Source organism: Methylobacterium indicum (assembly GCF_017347565.1).
In the GTDB taxonomy this organism is placed as follows: Bacteria; Pseudomonadota; Alphaproteobacteria; order Rhizobiales; family Beijerinckiaceae; genus Methylobacterium; species Methylobacterium indicum.
This window is the reverse complement of record NZ_AP024145.1, coordinates 2,503,876-2,520,866: the sequence shown is the minus strand read 5'-3', so window position 1 is coordinate 2,520,866 and position 16,991 is coordinate 2,503,876. Positions and strand designations below refer to the sequence as shown.

At 70.3% G+C, this 16,991-nt stretch carries 16 protein-coding genes and 1 pseudogene; 10 read left to right on the top strand and 7 right to left on the bottom strand.

Annotated elements, in window-relative coordinates; all coding sequences use genetic code 11:
* Nucleotides 1-3: 3 nt before the first annotated feature.
* The 4 genes from miv_RS11860 to miv_RS11845 form a co-directional block, all read right to left on the bottom strand.
* On the bottom strand, nt 4-963 hold the full coding sequence (locus miv_RS11860) for a branched-chain amino acid ABC transporter permease (protein WP_207182948.1): 960 nt from the start codon (nt 961-963) through the stop codon (nt 4-6).
* Nucleotides 964-993: 30 nt separating this feature from the next.
* Nucleotides 994-2,157 carry an ABC transporter substrate-binding protein gene (locus miv_RS11855; protein ID WP_207182947.1) on the bottom strand — a complete coding sequence of 388 codons (1,164 nt, stop codon included), beginning with the start codon at nt 2,155-2,157 and terminating at the stop codon, nt 994-996.
* A 93-nt stretch (nt 2,158-2,250) separates the two neighbouring features.
* Nucleotides 2,251-2,949, bottom strand: coding sequence for an isochorismatase family protein (locus miv_RS11850; protein WP_207182946.1), 699 nt, complete (start codon nt 2,947-2,949; stop codon nt 2,251-2,253).
* Nucleotides 2,950-2,961: 12 nt separating this feature from the next.
* Nucleotides 2,962-3,828, bottom strand: a complete 867-nt coding sequence (locus tag miv_RS11845; protein WP_207182945.1) for an isocitrate lyase/PEP mutase family protein — start codon at nt 3,826-3,828, stop codon at nt 2,962-2,964.
* Nucleotides 3,829-4,115: 287 nt separating this feature from the next.
* Between miv_RS11845 and miv_RS11840 the strand changes: the two genes are divergently transcribed.
* Nucleotides 4,116-4,949 (top strand): GntR family transcriptional regulator, encoded by an 834-nt coding sequence (locus miv_RS11840; protein WP_244748961.1) that lies wholly within the window; start codon nt 4,116-4,118, stop codon nt 4,947-4,949.
* Nucleotides 4,950-5,177: 228 nt separating this feature from the next.
* Here miv_RS11840 and miv_RS11835 read toward each other — a convergent pair whose 3' ends face one another.
* The 3 genes from miv_RS11835 to miv_RS11825 all read right to left on the bottom strand — a co-directional run bounded on the left by miv_RS11835 (nt 5,178) and on the right by miv_RS11825 (nt 8,824).
* A complete protein-coding gene (locus tag miv_RS11835; protein ID WP_207182944.1) occupies nt 5,178-6,539 on the bottom strand; it encodes an MFS transporter in 1,362 nt (453 codons plus the stop codon).
* An 82-nt stretch (nt 6,540-6,621) separates the two neighbouring features.
* Nucleotides 6,622-7,542, bottom strand: coding sequence for a hydroxymethylglutaryl-CoA lyase (locus miv_RS11830; RefSeq protein WP_207182943.1), 921 nt, complete (start codon nt 7,540-7,542; stop codon nt 6,622-6,624).
* Between the two features lie 40 nt (nt 7,543-7,582).
* The gene (locus miv_RS11825) at nt 7,583-8,824 is read right to left on the bottom strand and encodes a CaiB/BaiF CoA transferase family protein (RefSeq protein ID WP_207182942.1); all 1,242 of its coding nucleotides are present in this window, start codon (nt 8,822-8,824) and stop codon (nt 7,583-7,585) included.
* An 80-nt stretch (nt 8,825-8,904) separates the two neighbouring features.
* Here miv_RS11825 and miv_RS11820 point away from each other — a divergent pair, with 80 nt between their 5' ends.
* From miv_RS11820 to miv_RS11775, 9 genes and pseudogenes are all read left to right on the top strand, one after another.
* A complete protein-coding gene (locus tag miv_RS11820; protein ID WP_207182941.1) occupies nt 8,905-9,675 on the top strand; it encodes a GntR family transcriptional regulator in 771 nt (256 codons plus the stop codon).
* A 303-nt stretch (nt 9,676-9,978) separates the two neighbouring features.
* On the top strand, nt 9,979-10,863 hold the full coding sequence (locus tag miv_RS11815; protein ID WP_207182940.1) for an isocitrate lyase/PEP mutase family protein: 885 nt from the start codon (nt 9,979-9,981) through the stop codon (nt 10,861-10,863).
* A gap of 5 nt (nt 10,864-10,868) precedes the next feature.
* A complete protein-coding gene (leuC, locus tag miv_RS11810; RefSeq protein ID WP_207182939.1) occupies nt 10,869-12,266 on the top strand; it encodes a 3-isopropylmalate dehydratase large subunit in 1,398 nt (465 codons plus the stop codon).
* The gene (leuD, locus tag miv_RS11805; protein WP_244748959.1) at nt 12,266-12,877 is read left to right on the top strand and encodes a 3-isopropylmalate dehydratase small subunit; all 612 of its coding nucleotides are present in this window, start codon (nt 12,266-12,268) and stop codon (nt 12,875-12,877) included. Before leuC ends, leuD begins: the two co-directional genes overlap by 1 nt.
* Nucleotides 12,878-12,923: 46 nt before the next feature.
* Nucleotides 12,924-13,907, top strand: a complete 984-nt coding sequence (locus miv_RS11800; RefSeq protein ID WP_207182938.1) for an ABC transporter substrate-binding protein — start codon at nt 12,924-12,926, stop codon at nt 13,905-13,907.
* A 10-nt stretch (nt 13,908-13,917) separates the two neighbouring features.
* Nucleotides 13,918-14,760, top strand: a complete 843-nt coding sequence (locus miv_RS11795) for an ABC transporter ATP-binding protein (RefSeq protein WP_244748957.1) — start codon at nt 13,918-13,920, stop codon at nt 14,758-14,760.
* Complete coding sequence (locus tag miv_RS11790) at nt 14,757-15,542, top strand: ABC transporter permease (protein ID WP_207182937.1); 786 nt, start codon at nt 14,757-14,759, stop codon at nt 15,540-15,542. Before miv_RS11795 ends, miv_RS11790 begins: the two co-directional genes overlap by 4 nt.
* Nucleotides 15,539-16,312, top strand: coding sequence for an ABC transporter permease (locus miv_RS11785; protein WP_207182936.1), 774 nt, complete (start codon nt 15,539-15,541; stop codon nt 16,310-16,312). Before miv_RS11790 ends, miv_RS11785 begins: the two co-directional genes overlap by 4 nt.
* A gap of 489 nt (nt 16,313-16,801) precedes the next feature.
* Nucleotides 16,802-16,970 (top strand): annotated as a pseudogene (locus miv_RS11775) (IS3 family transposase); the annotation flags it as partial.
* Between the last annotated feature and the right edge of the window lie 21 nt (nt 16,971-16,991).

Here is a 16,991-nt window from a genome sequence, read left to right as displayed (position 1 = left end):
GTCTTACGCCTCTCTGCTGGCAGGCGCCGGATCGGGAGCGGGATCGCCAAGATCGACACTGGCGACCCGGCGCGCCAAGCCCCGCTTGCGCTCCGGCAGGCGGATGCCGTTCGGCAGGAACACGATGGCGAGGAACAGGAAGACGTAGAGCAGGAAGCCCTGCCACTCGGCCGGGATGAACAGGACGCTGGCGTTCTGCACGACCCCGAGCGCCACCGCGGTGAGAGCCGCGCCCCAGAGGTTGCCGATACCGCCGATGATGGTGGCCGCGACCGCAAACAGCATCAGCTCGATGGAGGTCGTCGGCTGGACCTGGGCCCGGGCGCCGTAGAGGCACATGCCGACGCCGACGAGAAGGCCGGCGATCACCACGGTGGCGAGATAAACCCGGTCCTTCTCGATGCCGTAGAGCTCGGCGAGATCGGGGTTGTCGGCGACCGCGATCATGAACCGGCCGGTCCGGGCGCGGCGAAGGTAGGTGAAGAGGAGCGCGAGCGAGACGAGCATCGCCCCGATCGCCGGCCCGTCCCAGGCGCTGATTGCCACGTTGCCGACCAGCGTCACCGGCCAGAACAGCGACGGGAACACCGTGGTAGGCCAGGTGCCGAACACGAGCATCGCCAGATAGGCGATCAGCTCGGACACGATCAGGGTGAAGATGAAGATGAACATCGGCGTCGCGCGCCGCCGCCGCAGCGGTCGGAACCCAACCCGTTCGAGGAGCGCGCTCGCTCCCGCGGAAGCCGCGAGCGCGAGCGGGCAGCCGACCCAGCCGGGCAAGCCCGCCATCGAGACGGCGGAGTGGGCGGCGTAGAACGCCACCGTCATCACGCCGGCCTGGGCGAAGTTGAAGATGCGGTTGACCTTCAGCACCAGCGCGAAGGCGACCGCGAACAGCACCAGCGGCGCGGAGGTCGCGAGCGACGTCCACAGCACCTGCGCGAGGATGTCGAAGGTTAGCATGGTGTCGCCTCCCAATTCGGTGCCCGCGCCCTATTCGACCACCGCCTTCTTGACCCAGGCGCCGTTCCTCACTTCCATCAGGTAGACGGTCTTGTTCACCGTGTGGTCGTCGTTGATCGTCAGCTTGCCGGTGAGCGGCAGGTCGAAGGTGCGTATCGCCAGCATTTCCTTGCGGAAGTTTTCGCCGGTGAGCGGCATCTTCTTGTCGATCAGGCCGGAATAGACGGCGGCGACGAGATAGGGCGCGTCGTAGAGGTACTGGGTGTAGGGCAGGCCGTTCGGCTCGCGGCCGACTTCCTTCTTCCAGCGCGCCAAGTATGCGGCGACCGCCGGGTCGTCGGCGGCGCCGGGGGCGAGCGAGGTGGCGATGACGCCCTCGGAGGCCTTGCCGAGCTGCTCGATCAGCTTCGGGTTGTAGACCGCCGAGTAGGACGAGACCGGCATCGTCAGGCCGAGCTGGCGCATCTGGGCGATGACCTGCGGCGTGTCGGCGACGAGGCCCTGGATGTGGACGATGTCGGGCTGGGCCGCACGGACCTTGAGGAGCGGCCCGGTCCAGTCCGAGGCGCGCGGGTCGTATGCTTCGTAGGCCACGACCTGACCGCCGGCCTTGCTGAAGACGTCGCGGTAGATCTGCGCCGCGACCGTGCCGGTCTCGTTGTTGATGTAGAGGACCGCCGCCCGCTTCTTGCCCATCTCCTTGGCCGCGTAGTTCGCCACCGCCGTGATGTCGACGGCAGCGAGCGGGAAGGTGGTGTAGGTGTAATCGCCGAGTCGGGCGATCTCGGCCGAGTTCGCACCGACCGAGAGCTGCACCGTGCGGGTGTCGTTCGCCACCGGGGCGATCGCCTTGACCACCGCCGACCAGGCGCTGACGAAGGCCGGAACCTTGTCGACCGAGATCAGACGATTGGCCGCCTGGATGCCGGCCTGCGGATCCGCCCGGGTGTCGAGCACGATCATCTCGAGCTTGCGGCCGGCGACCCCGCCCTTGGCGTTGATCTCCGCCACAGCCCATTCGGCGGCCTTGACCTGGTCCTGGCCGTAGGTCGCCTGCCCGCCCGAGAGCGGCATCGCCATGCCGAAGCGAAGCGGCTCCTCGGCGCGCGCCGCCCCGGCAAGGCTGAGGGACATCGCCAGGGTGCCGGCCACCAGGGCCCGGCGGCTCAAAGGTGCTGCTGCGCGCGCTCTCATCGGTCCCACTCTGATTGCAGGGTTCATCGGCAAGGTTCGTCGGGGCTCTCGACCCGGGCGCGAGGCGCGCCCGGGACACGTCCCGGGGGCGGCTCACGCGAGGGCGCGCAGGGCGTCCAGGGCCTCGTCGGTCGACATCACGTCCGCGTATTTCGAGGCCATGTCGAAGAGGTTGACCGCGTGCGAGGTCGCGCTGCGGTCGTAGACGGCATCGTGCGGGACCAGGACCCGGAAATTGTACGCAAAGGCGTCGACGACGCTGCCGCGCACGCAGCCGCTGGTCGAGCATCCGGTCACCACCAGGCTGTCGGCCTGGAGGTTGATGAGGTAGCTCGCGAGCGGCGTACCGAAGAAGGCGCTCGGATGCTTCTTCGGCAGCAGGATGTCGCCGTCCCGCGGCGCGACCTGGGCCGGGAACTCGTAGCCCTTGGCGGCGACGTTCATGATCGCCGGCACCTTGTCCGATAGCCGGCCTTGATCGAAGCCGGCCTTCGGCGCGACGAGGGGATAGAGGACCGGCCAGCCGCGCTCGCGGAACAGGCCGATCAGGCGCTCGATCCGCGCCACCGCCGCCCAGGCGACCTCGCCGCAGGAGGTCGGATATTCCTCGATCGCCTGCCAGAACGGCATCGGCACCGTGCCGGTCGTGCGGTACTGCACGTCGATCACGAGGAGTGCCGGACGTTGGCCGAGGCCCGTGGTCCGGCCGAAGCCGGCGGCGTTGTAGGCCCGCTGCTCCTCCTCGGAGATCAGGCCGTCCCAGGGTTTCGGGTTGGAGGGTTGGCTGCTCATCGATGATCTCGCTCAGGCGATCCGGTAGCGGGCTTCGCGGGCATCCCAGGCATCCTTGTCGACAGCCCGCTGGCGTTCCTCGAACGAGGCGAGCCGGTCGGCCACCGCCTCGAGCGAGCCGTCGCGCTTGAGTGCGCCGAGCACGTCGAAGGACGCCTTGAGCGCCGCCTGGAGCGCCGCGTTAGCGTAGAGGACGATCGAGAAACCCATCCCGGCGAGCGCCTGCCGGCCCGGATCGGGCGTGCGGCCGCCGAACACGATGTTGGCGACCTGCGGCACCGGCAGGTCGCGGGCGATGCGCGCCAGCTCCTCGGCGGAGACCGGCGCCTCGACGAAGGTCGCGTCGGCGCCCGCCTCGATATAGGCCCGCGCCCGCTCGATCGCCCGGTCGAGGTCTTCGATCGCCCGGGCGTCGGTGCGGGCGATGATCTGGAGGTCGCCGTCGCGCCGCGCGTCGACCGCGGCCTTGACCTTCTGCACCATCTCGCCGGCCGGGATGACATCCTTGCCGGTGAAGTGGCCGCACTTCTTGGGGAAGACCTGATCCTCGATCTGGATGCCGGCGGCGCCCGCCCGCTCGAGCAGGCGCACGGTGCGGACCATGTTGACGGCGTTGCCGAAGCCCGTATCGGCATCGACGATGATCGGCAGAGTCACGGCGTCCGCGATCGCGGCGACCGCGCCCGCCACCTCGGTGACGGTGGTGAGCCCGATATCCGGCGCGCCGAGATGCATGTTCGCGACGCCGGCTCCCGTCACGTAGACCGCCTCGTAGCCGAGATCCTCGATGACGCGGGCGAACAGCGCGTTGGCGGCGCCGGGAACGCTCACCGCCTCGCGGCGCGCCAGGATCGATTTCAGGGTCTGGGTGGCTCGCATCGCTCGGCGTGGTCCTCGAAGGCCTCTGGAAGGCGCGTCGCGCCCCCGGGAGGGCGCCGTCCCGGGCGTCATGGCCCGATTGATGCCACAGGGTTCCGCATGACCGGCAAACTGTCAACAGTTTGCCGATAAAAATGGCTGCGTCGTTGTCCAGGGGGTGGAGGGCGGAAGCTCCGTGCCAAGCCGCGGCTCGATCGGTGAGAGAGCGAGCGAGGGACGATGACCCGGTCGACAGACCGGCTCTCGCCTCGCCGATGCGGGATGTCGGAGGCAGTCGTGGTGTCGGCATGGGCGCCGATCGCCGGCCTGGCTCGAGGCTGGAGCGACGCCTGATCCGGTCTGCCGGCGCCCATTCCCGAGCGCCGCTGCCCGTCTGGTTGACAGTTTGCACAGAACATGAGTTCGTGATCCGGCATTCCGGTGACCGAATGAGCAATCTCGATCCGATCTCGTCCACCTCCCTCGTCGACGAGGCGTTCGCCAAGCTCGTCGGGGCCATCACGTCGGGCGAGTTCTCCCCGGGTGAGCGCCTTTCCGAGGCGAAGCTGGCGCGCGAGCTCGGGATCAGCCGCGGGCCGCTGCGCGAGGCCCTGCACCGGCTCGAGGGCCGGCTCGTCGTGCGCACCCCGCGGATCGGCGTGCGGGTGGTCGCCTTCGACCGGGACACCCTCGAGCAGCTCTTCCTCGTCCGCGAAGCGCTCGAGGGCATGGCGGCACGTCTCGCCGCCGAACGGATGACGGGGCGGGAGCAGGACGAGCTCGCCGACCTGCTCGACCGGCATGCCGGGCAACCGGACGTCGCCTCCGGCCGGAGCTACGTTCAGGGTCGCACCGACGAGGACTTCCATTTCGCCATCGTGCGCGGCGCGCGCAACCCGCGTCTGGAACAGCTTCTCCTCGACGAAGTGTACTACCAGCTGCGGCTCCAGCGCCTGCGGTCGAGCACCCGTCCCGGGCGGGCCCAGGCCGCCCTGTCGGAGCACCGGGAGATCCTCGCGGGTCTGCAATCCCGGGATCCCGACCGGGCCGAGAGCGCCATGCGCAAGCACATCCGCAGCGCCCGTTTCAGCGCCCTGGCGGATATCGATGCGACCCGCTCCGCAACCGCGAAGACGGCCTGACCGCCGACGCGCGCCCGGTGACGATCCGGTCGCGCCTTTGCCGAGGGTCAGGATTCCGGTCTGCTGTCGACAGTCGGCGCTCGGCCTTCCCCGCCCGCCCCGCCGACCGACCACGCCGGCCGGGCGTGTCGTCGCCATACGGCCGGCCGCGCCGGTGCCGTCCTCGCGGGATGATGAACCAGGCGCGGGCGCGCCGGTTGCGCGCCGCGGCGCCGGGAGCGGCGGGCGTCAGCGCTCGACCGGGGCGAGGGCCGGATCGTGGCCCGGCCGCAGCTCCTCGAGGCTGCGGTTGCGGGTCTCGATGCCGAACAGGCCGACGCAGGCGGCTTGCAGCAGCAGCGCACCCACCAGCATGATCAGGACAGGCACGATCCCGCCAGAGGCGTAGAGCCAGACCACCCCTTGCGGGATGAAGATGCCGGCGATCCGCCCCGCGGTGCTCGCCACCCCCGTGCCGCGGAGCCGGTACTCGGTCGGAAAGAGTTCCGGGATATAGGCCGCGATGCCGAGGGCCACCATCAGATAGATGCAGGTGAAGAGCCCGAAGCCGACCGCCGTGGCGATCTCGATCGATGGCGCCAGAGTATAGGCGACGCCGAGAAGTGCGGCGACGAGCGACGTGACGGTGAGGCCGTTGCGCCGGCCCAGGCGCTCGGCGATCAGAGCGCCGAGGCAGGCGCCGACCGGGCCGCCGAGGGACATGAACGTCGTGTATCCGAGCGACGAGCCGACGCTGAGCCCCTGCTTGACCAGGAAGGTCGGCACCCAGGCGACGAAGCCGTAGATCGAGACGTTGATCATCACGTTGATCACCGTCGCGAGCAGCGTGCGGCGGATGACGGGGCGGCCGAACAGGACCTTGAGGCCCGGATCGGCATGGGTCGCCACAGGTTCGTGGCGCGGCGTCGGCAGCCCCGCGCCGTAGGTCGCCTCGATCCGGCCGAGAACCCGGTCGGCGTCGTCGGTGCGGCCGACGGATTCGAGCCAGCGCGGGCTCTCCGGCATGCTCTTGCGGGCGTACCAGACGGCGAGCGCCCCGGTGCCGGCGATCGCGAACATCGCGCGCCAGCCGAAGGTCGGGATCACCAGGTAGCCGACCAGCGTCGCGGCAAAGAGCGCGGTGTTGGTGATGATCGACAGGTAGGCCGCCCAGCGGCCGCGCTGCGCCGGCGGGATGAACTCGCCGATCGTCGCGTAGCCGATCACGATCTCGGCCCCCAAGCCCACGCCCATGAAGAAGCGCAGGACGATCAGGCTCCACATGTCGGGGGCGAACACGGCGGCGAGGGAGGCGAGCCCGAAGATCATCAGGTTCGCCTGGTAGGTGAACCGGCGCCCGAACCGGTCGCCGAGGATCCCGGCCGAGAAACTTCCGATCACCATCCCGATGAACGTCGCCGAGATGAAGGCGGCGTTGAGCCGGAGGTCCGACCAGCCATCCTTGACCAGGGCGCCGAGGATGCCGCCCGCCAGGTAGATGTCGAAGCTGTCGAAGAACATCCCGGCGCCGATCAGCCACAGGATCCGGCGATGGAAGCCGGAGATCGGCAGGCGGTCGAGACGCGCCCCGGCGGAGTACGTTGGCACCATCGTCAAGGTTCCCTTCCCTCCCCCGGCCGCTCCCTCGCTGGCGGCGTCGGCGGCGCCCGTCGGGCGGGCATTGCTGTGGGGTCTAGGCCGCCGGCACCGCCGGCCAGGGCGTGACGTGGGCGGCGTGGCCCGGCAGGCGCCGCCCCATCTCGCCCTCGAGCCAGCGGGTCGCGTCGCGCAGGGCCTCCAGCGAGATCCCGGACGCGACGCGATCCCGCTCCAGCATCGAGACGAGATCCTCCGTGGCGATATTGCCGGTGGCGCCGGGCGCGAACGGGCAGCCGCCCAGGCCTCCCAGGCTCGCATCCAGCACGGTGACGCCGGAGCGGAGCGCCGCATCCGCGTTGGCGTAGCCGGTGTTGCGCGTGTTGTGGAAATGCGCCCGCATCGGCACGCCGGGCACGGCCCGCGCCAAGGCGGCGAAACGCTCCTCGACCATCCGCGGCGTCGCGACGCCGATCGTGTCGGCCAGGGAGATCTCGTCGACGCCGCTCTCGGCCACTGCACGGGCGATGTCGATCACGCGGTCGAGCGCCACCTCGCCCTCGAACGGGCAGCCGAAGGCGACCGCGATCGTGACCGACCGGAACAGGCCGGCGTCCTTCGCGCGCACCGCCAAGTCGGACCAGGTCTCGACCAGTCCACGCGCGGTCGTGCCCTGATTACGCGCCGCCATCGTGTCCGTCGCGACCGCCACGAAGCTGATCTCGCGCAGCTTCGCCGTAAGCGCACGCTCGAAGCCGCGCGCGTTGAGAACGAGGCCGGAGACGCTGACCCCCGGCAGGTCGACGACGCGCGCCAGTACCGCCTCGGCATCGGCCATCTGAGGCACGCGCTTGGGGTTGACGAAGCTCGCGGCCTCGATCCGCCGCAGGCCCGCCTCCGCGAGGCGCCGGATCATCTCGACCTTGGCGTCGGTCGAGAGCAGACGGCTGTCGTTCTGCAGGCCGTCGCGGGGGCCGACCTCGACGATCTCGACGGATGTCGGGCGCTGTGCGGTCATGGTCGTCGTCTCCATCCATCGTCCGAGCCCGGGGGAAGGCTCACGCCGCGTCCCGCGCCGACCCGCCGATCACCCGTGCCTCGATCAGGCGCGCACGCTCCGCCTCGCTCAAGCCGAGCAGCTCGCCGAAAATCTCGGCATTGTGCTGGCCGAGCTCCGGCCCGGCGGTGACCACCCGGCCCGGATTGGCCGACAGGCGCGGCGCGACGTTCTGCATCTTGAGCGTGCCGAACAGCGGGTGGGCGACGTCGACGATGGTCCGCCGCGCCCTGAAATGCGCGTCCTCCAGCATCTCGGGCGCACGATAGATGTCGCCGCGGGGCACGCCGGCCTCGTCGAGGAGACGGCCGAGCTCTTCCCGCTCGAAACCGCCGGTCCAGGCGGCGATCAGGGCGTCGAGCTCGGCCTGGCGCTTGCCGCGCTCGGTATGGCTGGCGTAGCGCGGGTCGGTGGCGAGCTCCGGCCGTCCCATCGCGGCGGCGAGGCGTCGGAACACGCTGTCCTGGTTGGCGGCGATCAGCACGTAGACGCCGCTCTTCGTCGGATAGACGTTCGAGGGGGCGATGTTGGGCAGGATCGCGCCGGTGCGCTCGCGGATGTAGCCGGTCTTGTCGTACTCGGTGACGAGATTCTCCATCACGGCGAGCACGGCCTCGTAGATCGCGCTGTCGACCACCTGGCCGCGGCCGGTGCGGGTCCGGGCGTGGAGCGCCATCAATCCTCCGACGCAGGCGAAGGTGGCCGCGAGCGTATCGCCGATCGAGATGCCGGCGCGGGACGGGGGGTGCGAGGGATCGCCGGCGACGTAGCGCATTCCGCCCATCGCTTCGCCGATCGCGCCGTAGCCGGCCTTCTGGGAATAGGGTCCGGTCTGGCCGTAGCCGGACACGCGGATCATGATCAGCCGCGGATTGATCGCGCAGAGCGCGTCGTAGCCGAGCCCCCACTTCTCCATCGTACCGGGCCGAAAATTCTCGATCAGGATGTCCGACTTCGCGACGAGCTGCCGGATCAGGTCCTGACCGGGGGCTTCGCGGGCGTTGATCTCGATCGATTTCTTGTTGCGGGCGATGACCGGCCACCACAGCGACTGGCCATGCGGCTTCTCGCGGCCCCATTCGCGCATCGGGTCGCCGGTACCGGGCTGCTCGATCTTGATCACCTCGGCACCGAAATCGGCCAGGAGCTGGCCGCAGAACGGCCCGGCGAGCAGCTGACCCATCTCGAGGACGCGCAGGTCCGACAGGGCTGGCGCAGCGGCAGGGTCTATGGTCTGGATCATCGGGCGTTCCTCTTGTCCGTCAGAGCCTAATCGGGCAAATTTGTCTGGACAAGTGGCCGGCCGCAGAATCGGAGGGGATCTTGTCCGGCAGGGCATCGGGAATGCGGGAGCGCGGCGCGGAGGCGGGCCCCCTCAACGAACGGATCGCGCGGGCGCTGCAGGAGGAGATCCGGACCGGCCTGCACCCGGTGGGGGCGACCCTGCCGACCGAGACGGCCTTGTGCGCGCGCTTCGAGGCGAGCCGGTTCACAATCCGCGAGGCCCTGCGCAAGCTCGTCGACAAAGGGCTGGTCGAGCGGCGCCAGGGCGCCGGCTCGACGGTCGTCGCCACCACCGCGCAGCCGGGCTTCGCCCAGGTCTTCGACGACCTCGCCGACATGTTCGAATACGCCCGCGACACGCATCTCGATGTGGCGGCGCTCGGGATGATCCAGATCGATCCGGAGGTCGCCGGTTTCGTGCAGGCCCCGGTCGGGTCGTCCTGGCTCAGGGCGGAGGGCGTGCGCTGGACGGCGGCCCGGGACGCGATGATCTGCTTTGTCAGCGTCTACGTGCACGCCCGGTTCGCGCCGCTCCTCACCGATCTGCGCGAGGTCGGCGGCGCGGTCTACGGCCTCGTCGAGGCGCGCTCGGGCGAAGTGATCGCCGAGGCGTCGCAGGAGATCTCGGCCCAGCCGATGCCGCCGGCGGTCGCCCGCTCCCTCAAGCGCCCCCGCGGCGCCCCGGCGATGCGCTTCGTGCGCCGCTACTACGACGTCAGCGGCGGCATCATGCTGGCCTCGGTGAACTGGCATCCGGGCGAGCAGTGCCGCTACACGACGCGGATCCGGCGTGGGGAATGGCGGGCGTGAGATCGCTGCGCCGGGAGGCGCTCGGGCGTCGCCGGCCAGCCCCGCAATCCGCGACCTCGGCGCGACCGGCTGGCGATCCCCGCTCGCCGGGCACCCCGGGATGGTGGCGAGAGCGAAGGGACCGGAGACGGACCCGCCGCACCGTCGGCGGCGCCCATGATCTAACATCGCGCCGAATCGCCATTGACAGACCGGCAACAGGGAGTAGCCTGTCCGGACAAATACAACAAAGCAGAGCGCGGCGATGCCGTGCCCCCCCCGCGACGGGGCGACGGGCGGCGACGCCCGGCCAGGGAGGAACGGATGGGTCAGGCCCGCCAGATGCGCGCGCTCCTCGCGCGCCCGGAGATGATCGTCGCGCCCGGCGCCTATGACGGCATCACCGCCAAGTTCATCGAGCAGGCGGGCTTTCCGGCGGTCTACATGACCGGTGCCGGAACCGCGGCCGCCCTCGGCTACCCGGATTTCGGTCTCGTGACGGCGAGCGAGATGGCGGCCAATGCCGGCACCCTCGCGCGCGCCGTCGAGATCCCGGTCATCGCCGACGCCGATACCGGCTACGGCAACGAGCTCAACGTCACCCGCACCGTGCGCGAATACGAGATGCGCGGCGTCGCCGGCCTGCATATCGAGGACCAGGTCAGCCCGAAGCGCTGCGGCCACCTCGACGGCAAGGAGATCGTGCCGCGCGAGGAATTCGTGGCCAAGATCCGCGCCGCGGTGGCGGCAAGGCAGAACCCGGACTTCGTCATCGTCGCGCGCACCGATTCCCGGGCCGTCGCCGGCTTCGACGAGGCGGTGGCCCGCGCCAATCTGGCGCTCGCGGCCGGCGCCGACATGGCCTTCGTCGAGGCGACACAGAGCCTGGAGGAGATGCAGGCGGTGCCGCGCCTGGTCACGGGGCCGTGCCTGCTCAACGTGGTGCGCGGCGGCAAGACGCCCGACATCGACATGCCGGCCGCGCAAGCGATGGGGTACCGGCTGGCCATCCTGCCGAGCTTGCTGTTCGGCGCGGCGATGGAGGCGTTCGACGCCGCGCTCGCGACGTTGAGGGAGACCCAGGCACCGCCGAGCTCGGCCGGCGCGCCGGCAATCCGCGAGCGCTTCCGCCGCCTCGGCGCCGACCGCTGGGAGAGCCTGCGGACGCAATTTCGCGACGACCCCGCCCGCGCCGCGGCGGCCGAGTAGGCGCCATGGGCCGCACCCTCCTCGACAAGCTGTGGGACGCGCACGTCGTCGCCGATCTCGGGGACGGCTGGTCGCTGCTCCACATCGACCGCCACCTGCTGCACGACCTGTCCGGGACCGCCGGGCTCGAGGCCCTCGCCGCCCGCGGCCTGACCGTCCGCAACCCGGACCTCGCTTTCGCGACCGCCGACCATGCGGTGTCGAGCGCACCCGGCCGGACCGGGGAGAGCTACGCTCCCGGGGCGCCGCTCTGGTCCGGGCTCAAGGCGCGCTCCGCGCAGGCCGGCCTGCACTACTTCGAGCTCGGCGAGGTGGGTCAGGGTATCGTCCACGTCATGGGGCCGGAACTCGGCATCACCCTGCCGGGCGTCAGCCTGATCTGCGGCGACAGCCACACCTGCACCCATGGCGGGCTCGGCGCGCTCGCCTTCGGCGTCGGCTCGTCGGAACTGACCCATGCGCTGGCAACCCAGACCCTGCGCCAGCAGAAGCCCAAGCGCCTCCGGGTGCGGTTCGAGGGCACCTTGAGCCAGGGCCTCGCACCGAAGGACCTGATCCTGCACCTGATCGGCCGCCTCGGTGCGGCCGCCGGCACCGGCCACGCGGTCGAGTATGCCGGCTCGGCGATCCGGTCGCTCGGCATCGAGGGCCGGATGACGGTCTGCAACCTGTCGATCGAACTCGGCGCCAAGATCGGCATGGTGGCGCCCGACGACACCACGTTCGCCTATGTCGAGAACCGCCGCTTCGCGCCGAAGGGGGCGTTGTTCGACCGGGCCGTGGCGCAGTGGAGGAGCCTCGCCGGCGATCCCGACGCGCTGTTCGACCGCGAGGAGGTGATCGACGTCGCCGAGGTCAAGCCCACCGTCACCTGGGGCACCAGCCCCGAGCACGCGATCCCGATCGACGCCGCGATCCCCGATCCGCGGGCGGCGCCCGACCCCGAGCGCCGTGAGGCCTGGCGGGCGGCGCTCGCCTATATGGGCCTCGAGCCGGGCCAGCCGCTCGCCGGCACGCCGGTCGACTGGGTGTTCATCGGCTCGTGTACGAATTCGCGGCTCTCGGACCTGCGCGAGGCCGCCGCCCTGGCCCGTGGACGCCGCGTCGCGCCGGGTGTCACCGCCTGGGTGGTGCCGGGTTCCGAGCGGGTCAAGCGCGACGCCGAGGCCGAGGGCCTCGACCGGGTGTTTCGCGATGCGGGCTTTGCCTGGCGCGAGCCGGGATGCAGCCTCTGCGTCGCGGCCAACGGCGAGCGCGTGCCGCCCGGCGCCCGCGCCGTCTCGACCTCGAACCGCAACTTCGTCGGGCGCCAGGGCCCGGGCGCGCGCACCCACCTCGCCAGCCCCGCAATGGCTGTCGCGGCGGCGGTCACGGGCGCGCTCACCGACGTGAGGCGGATCTGATGCAGCCCTTCACGACCGTCTCCGGCCCGGCCGCGCCGCTCCTCGAACCGAACGTCAACACCGACATCATCATCCGCATCGAGCGGCTGACGGGCATGCCCCGGTCCGAACTCGGCGCCTACGCCTTCGAGGTTTGGCGCACCCCGTCCGAGGGCCTGCCGAAGCCGGATCTCGTCCTCGACCGGCCCCCCTTCCGGGGCGCACCGATCCTGATCGCAGGACGCAATTTCGGGTGCGGCTCGTCCCGCGAGGCGGCTGTCTGGGCGCTGATGGGGTTGGGCCTGCGCGCGGTGATCGCCGAGAGCTTCGGCGACATCTTTCTCAACAACTGCTTCCAGAACGGCCTGCTCCCGGTCGTGTTGCCGAAGGAGAGCGTCGATCGGCTCGCCGGTGAAGCCGCCACCGGCGCCTCCGTCACGGTCGACCTCGTCGCCTGCGAGGTCCGCACGCCGTCCGGCGAGGCGATCCCCTTCACCGTCGATCCCCAGCGCCGGCAGGCCCTGCTGGAGGGGCTGGACGAGATCGGCGCCACCCTCAAGCGCGATTCCGAGATCGCGGCTTGGCAGTCGCGCGACCGCGCCGCGCGGCCGTGGATCTGGGCCACCGGGTAGGCCCACCGGAACGAGACCGAAGCCGGCGAGACGGGGGAGAGACACGATGTTCAAGAATGTGTTGCGCGCCGGAACCCTGGGATTGTTCCTGGCGGGCGCGGGTCTCGCCGGGACGGCGGCCCGTGCGGAGACCATCACCGTCACCCACTGGGGCTCGGCCTTCTACGGCGCGCCCTATGCGGTCGCCCTCGAGAAGGGCTTCTTCAGACAGCGCGGGCTCGACATCACCGGCTTCCTCACCTCGGCCGGCGGCGGCACCTCGGTGCGCAACACGCTCGCCGGCGAGGTCCCGTTCGGCGAGGTCGCGCTGCCGGCCGCCATCCTGGCGATCCAGTCCGGCCAGCCGATCAAGATCATCAGCGGCGGTGTCGAGAGTGTCGAGGACATCCTCTGGATCACGCAACCCGACGGCAAGGTCGGCTCACTGGCCGACCTGAAGGGCAAGAAGATCGCCTACACGGCGCCCGGCTCCGTCACCAACATGATCATCCTCAACTGCCTGCAGAAGGCCGGCCTGGAGCAGAAGGACCTGCAGCTCGTGGCGGCGGGCGATCTCGGCGCCAACCTGTCGGCGGTCCTCAACCGCGCCGTCGACGCGGCGATGTCGGGGGAGCCGCTGTGGTCGGCCAACCAGGGCAAGGTCAAGGCGGCGTTCTGGGCCAAGGACTGCATGAACCCGGCGCTGACCCAGACGGTCGGTATCACCACGACCGAGTTCGCCAGGACCGGCGGCGACAAGCTGCGCGCGCTGATCGAGGCGCGGCGCGAGGGCGTCGCCTACATCAAGGCGCATCCGGACGAATCCGCCGACATCGTCGCCAAGGCCTATGGCGGCGATCCGAAGACCTTCCGTGAGGTGTTCAAGCACTTCATCGGCTTTACCTATTTCGGCGACGGCCGCCTGCACTACGACAACATGAACCGGATGCTCGACGGCATGAAGCTCGTCGGTCGCCTGAAGGGGCCGGTCGACTGGAAGCAGGTCGTCGACACCTCCTTCCTGCCGAAAGACCTCCAGGCCTCGCAGTAAGGAAGCCGACATGGGTGCCAACATGGCCGTCGCCGCCTTCGCCGATCCGGGGGGGGGGATGCCCGCGACCACGCGCGCGATCCATGCCGAGCTGCGCGGCGTCACCCGGGTCTACGGCCGGCTCGCCGCCCTCGGTCCCCTCGACCTCGACCTCGTCCAAGGCGAGTTCTTCTCGGTCGTCGGCCCATCCGGCTGCGGCAAGTCCACCCTGCTCGACGTCCTGTCCGGCCTCGGGCGACCGAATGCCGGCACCGTGTCGTTCGAGGGGGCGCCGGTCGAGGGCGTGCCCGACGGCGTCGGCATCGTCTTCCAGGAGGACGCCTCGTTCCCCTGGCTGACGGTTCGCGACAACGTCGCCTTCGGCTTGCGCCGGGCCGGCACCGACGCGGCCGAGATCGCCCGCCGGGTCGATTACGCCCTGGGCTTCATGGGACTCTCCGACTTCGCCGGGGCCTACCCGGCCCAGCTCTCCGGCGGCATGCGCCAGCGGGTCTGCATCGCCCGCACGCTGGTGACGCAGCCGCGGCTGATCCTGCTCGACGAGCCGTTCGGGGCGCTCGACCAGCAGACCCGCCTGTTGATGGGCGACGAGCTCCTGCGTTTGTGGCGCGAGACGGGCGCCACGGTGCTCCTCATCACCCACGCGCTCGACGAGGCCGCGATGCTCTCCGACCGCATCGGCGTGATGTCCTCGCGGCCGGGCCGCTTCATCGAGATCGTCGAGACCGGCTGGCCGCGCGAGCGCGACAGCCGCATCGTCGCCGACGAACGCTTCGGCCCGGTGACCGCCCGGCTGTGGTCGCACCTGCGCGAGGAATCGCTGAAGGCCATCGGCAAGAAGAGCCTGCCATGACGCGGACGATGACGCGGACGATGACGCGGGAGCGCGCGATCGCCCTGACCCGGATCGGCTGTATCGCCGGCTTCGTGCTGCTGCTCGAAGCGGCCTGCCGCCTGCACCTCATCGATCCGCTGACCCTGATCCCGCCGAGCGAGATGATCGCCACGCTCGGAACCATGCTCGCCTCGGGCGAGATCGCCGGCGACATCGCCCGCACCTTCTCGACCGTCGCGACAGCGCTCGTGCTCTCGGTCGCGATCGGGTTTTGCCTCGGCATCGCGATCCACGCCCTGCCGCGCCTGCGGCGCGGCCTCGACCCGCTGCTCGCCTCCTACTACTCGATCCCGACCTTCGTCTTCTACCCGCTCTTCGTCGCCATCTTCGGTCTCAACAGCGCGCCGCTGATCGTGCTCGGCATGGCGTTCGGGGTACCGGCGATGATCCTCTCGACCCTCAACGGCCTCGACCGCGTGCCGCGGGTGCTGGTGCGCGCCGCCAAGGCTCACCGGCTCGGGCGGCTGTCGACCCTCGTCCACGTGGTGATGCCGAGCGCCCTGCCCTACCTGCTGACCGGCGTGAAGCTGGCGCTCGCCTACGCCTTCATCGGCATCATCGCCGGCGAGTTCATCCTGGCCGATGCCGGGCTCGGCCACGCCATCGCGTATGCCTATGACGGGTTCGAGAACCGCACGATGTACGCGCTGATGCTGTTCGTGCTCGTCGTGGTGACCGGTCTCAACATGACCCTGCATGCCTGGGAGGGCCGCGTGATGCGCCGCCGCGTCCGTTCGTGAGCGCTCCCGCCGCGCTCGGTCCCGCCGGTCCGGACCGCTCGGGCCTCGTCGACGGGCTCGTGACCCTCGTCGTCCTCGTCGCACTCTGGCAGGCGCTGCACGCTTACGCCGGCGACGCGGCGATCGCCTCGCCGCTGACGGCCGTGCGACACCTCGCGAGCCTCGCCGCCACCGCGGGGTTCTGGTCGCACGTGAGTGCGACGCTCGCCGCCTTCGCGGGGGCGCTGGCGATCTCGGCCGTGCTCGGCATCGGACTCGGTCTCGTGCTCGGTCTGCGCCGCTTCGCCGGCGAGGTCGCCGAGCCGATCCTCGCTGGCCTGTACTCGATCCCCAAGGTCACGCTCTACCCGGTCATCCTGCTGACCTTCGGCCTCGGCCTCGGCGCCAAGGTGGCGTTCGGGGTGATCCACGGCGTGATCCCGATCACCCTCTTCACCCTGACGGCGGTCAAGGGCATCAACCCGGTGCTGATCCGCACGGCCCGCGCGATGCGACTGAGCCAGGCCGAGACGATCCGCACGATCCTCGCCCCCGCGGTGCTCCCCGAGATCGTCACCGGCCTGCGGGTTGGCTTCTCGCTCACGCTGCTCGGTGTTCTGGTCGGTGAGATGTTCGCCTCGCAGAAAGGGCTCGGCTTTCTCATCGTGAACGGGATCAGCCTGCACAACGTGAAGCAGACAACGGCCGTGATCCTGATGCTGGTGATCGTCGCGCTATCGGCCAACGGCGTGTTGCTATGGCTGGACCGGAAATTTATCCATCGGACGTGAGGGCGCAGGTCCAGTCGGAATCCTTGTTTTTCTGACACGCCCGCATCCGGTCCACCAGAGCGTGTGTGGGATTGCCCCGAACTGGTGGTTCCTGCTCGTTTTGCGTGGATCATGCGGCGCCTCAGGAGATCGAGGCCTGCGCGTCCGCAGCATTGGCGCTTGATGAGCTTGAGCCGGTTGATCCGGCCTTCGGCCCGGCCGCTGTTCCAGGGCTCCGTCGGAGCGGCCCGAACGGCGGCGAGATCTGCGTCCAATCCCGAGGCGAACGGTGCGATGGCAGGAGCGTTGCGACTCCGTGCCTGCGTGATCCAGGTGTCGAGGTCCGCTGCGGCGTCCCGATCGCCGGCGACGGCCTTGTCCTTCCCGGCGGCGCGCATGAGTGCGGTCAAGCAGCGGGCCAAGCCCGTGACGGCCCGCGCGGTATCATCCTGCTCGACGCGGCTCACCATGCCGGCTCCGCCCTCGTCCAAAACCGGGCTCGGCTGCACGATCCACCGGCGTGGCCCCTGGCGCTCCTTCGAGGCGGTCGAGTACGCCACCCTGGAGTGGGTCGACTGGTACAACCACCGTCGCCTCCTCGCGCCGATCGGCAACGTCCCTCCGCGAGGCCGAAGCGCGCTATCATACCCACGTCGGCGACCAGGCCCTGGCCGCCTGAGCCAAGCCAATCAGCCTCCGA

Coding starts and splice junctions, on each gene's coding strand:
- miv_RS11860 (WP_207182948.1), bottom strand. CDS start 963: ATGCTAACCTTCGACATCCTCGCGCAGGTGCTGTGGACGTCGCTCGCG.
- miv_RS11855 (WP_207182947.1), bottom strand. CDS start 2,157: ATGAGAGCGCGCGCAGCAGCACCTTTGAGCCGCCGGGCCCTGGTGGCC.
- miv_RS11850 (WP_207182946.1), bottom strand. CDS start 2,949: ATGAGCAGCCAACCCTCCAACCCGAAACCCTGGGACGGCCTGATCTCC.
- miv_RS11845 (WP_207182945.1), bottom strand. CDS start 3,828: ATGCGAGCCACCCAGACCCTGAAATCGATCCTGGCGCGCCGCGAGGCG.
- miv_RS11840 (WP_244748961.1), top strand. CDS start 4,116: ATGGGCGCCGATCGCCGGCCTGGCTCGAGGCTGGAGCGACGCCTGATC.
- miv_RS11835 (WP_207182944.1), bottom strand. CDS start 6,539: ATGGTGCCAACGTACTCCGCCGGGGCGCGTCTCGACCGCCTGCCGATC.
- miv_RS11830 (WP_207182943.1), bottom strand. CDS start 7,542: ATGACCGCACAGCGCCCGACATCCGTCGAGATCGTCGAGGTCGGCCCC.
- miv_RS11825 (WP_207182942.1), bottom strand. CDS start 8,824: ATGATCCAGACCATAGACCCTGCCGCTGCGCCAGCCCTGTCGGACCTG.
- miv_RS11815 (WP_207182940.1), top strand. CDS start 9,979: ATGGGTCAGGCCCGCCAGATGCGCGCGCTCCTCGCGCGCCCGGAGATG.
- leuC (WP_207182939.1), top strand. CDS start 10,869: ATGGGCCGCACCCTCCTCGACAAGCTGTGGGACGCGCACGTCGTCGCC.
- leuD (WP_244748959.1), top strand. CDS start 12,266: ATGCAGCCCTTCACGACCGTCTCCGGCCCGGCCGCGCCGCTCCTCGAA.
- miv_RS11800 (WP_207182938.1), top strand. CDS start 12,924: ATGTTCAAGAATGTGTTGCGCGCCGGAACCCTGGGATTGTTCCTGGCG.
- miv_RS11795 (WP_244748957.1), top strand. CDS start 13,918: ATGGGTGCCAACATGGCCGTCGCCGCCTTCGCCGATCCGGGGGGGGGG.
- miv_RS11790 (WP_207182937.1), top strand. CDS start 14,757: ATGACGCGGACGATGACGCGGACGATGACGCGGGAGCGCGCGATCGCC.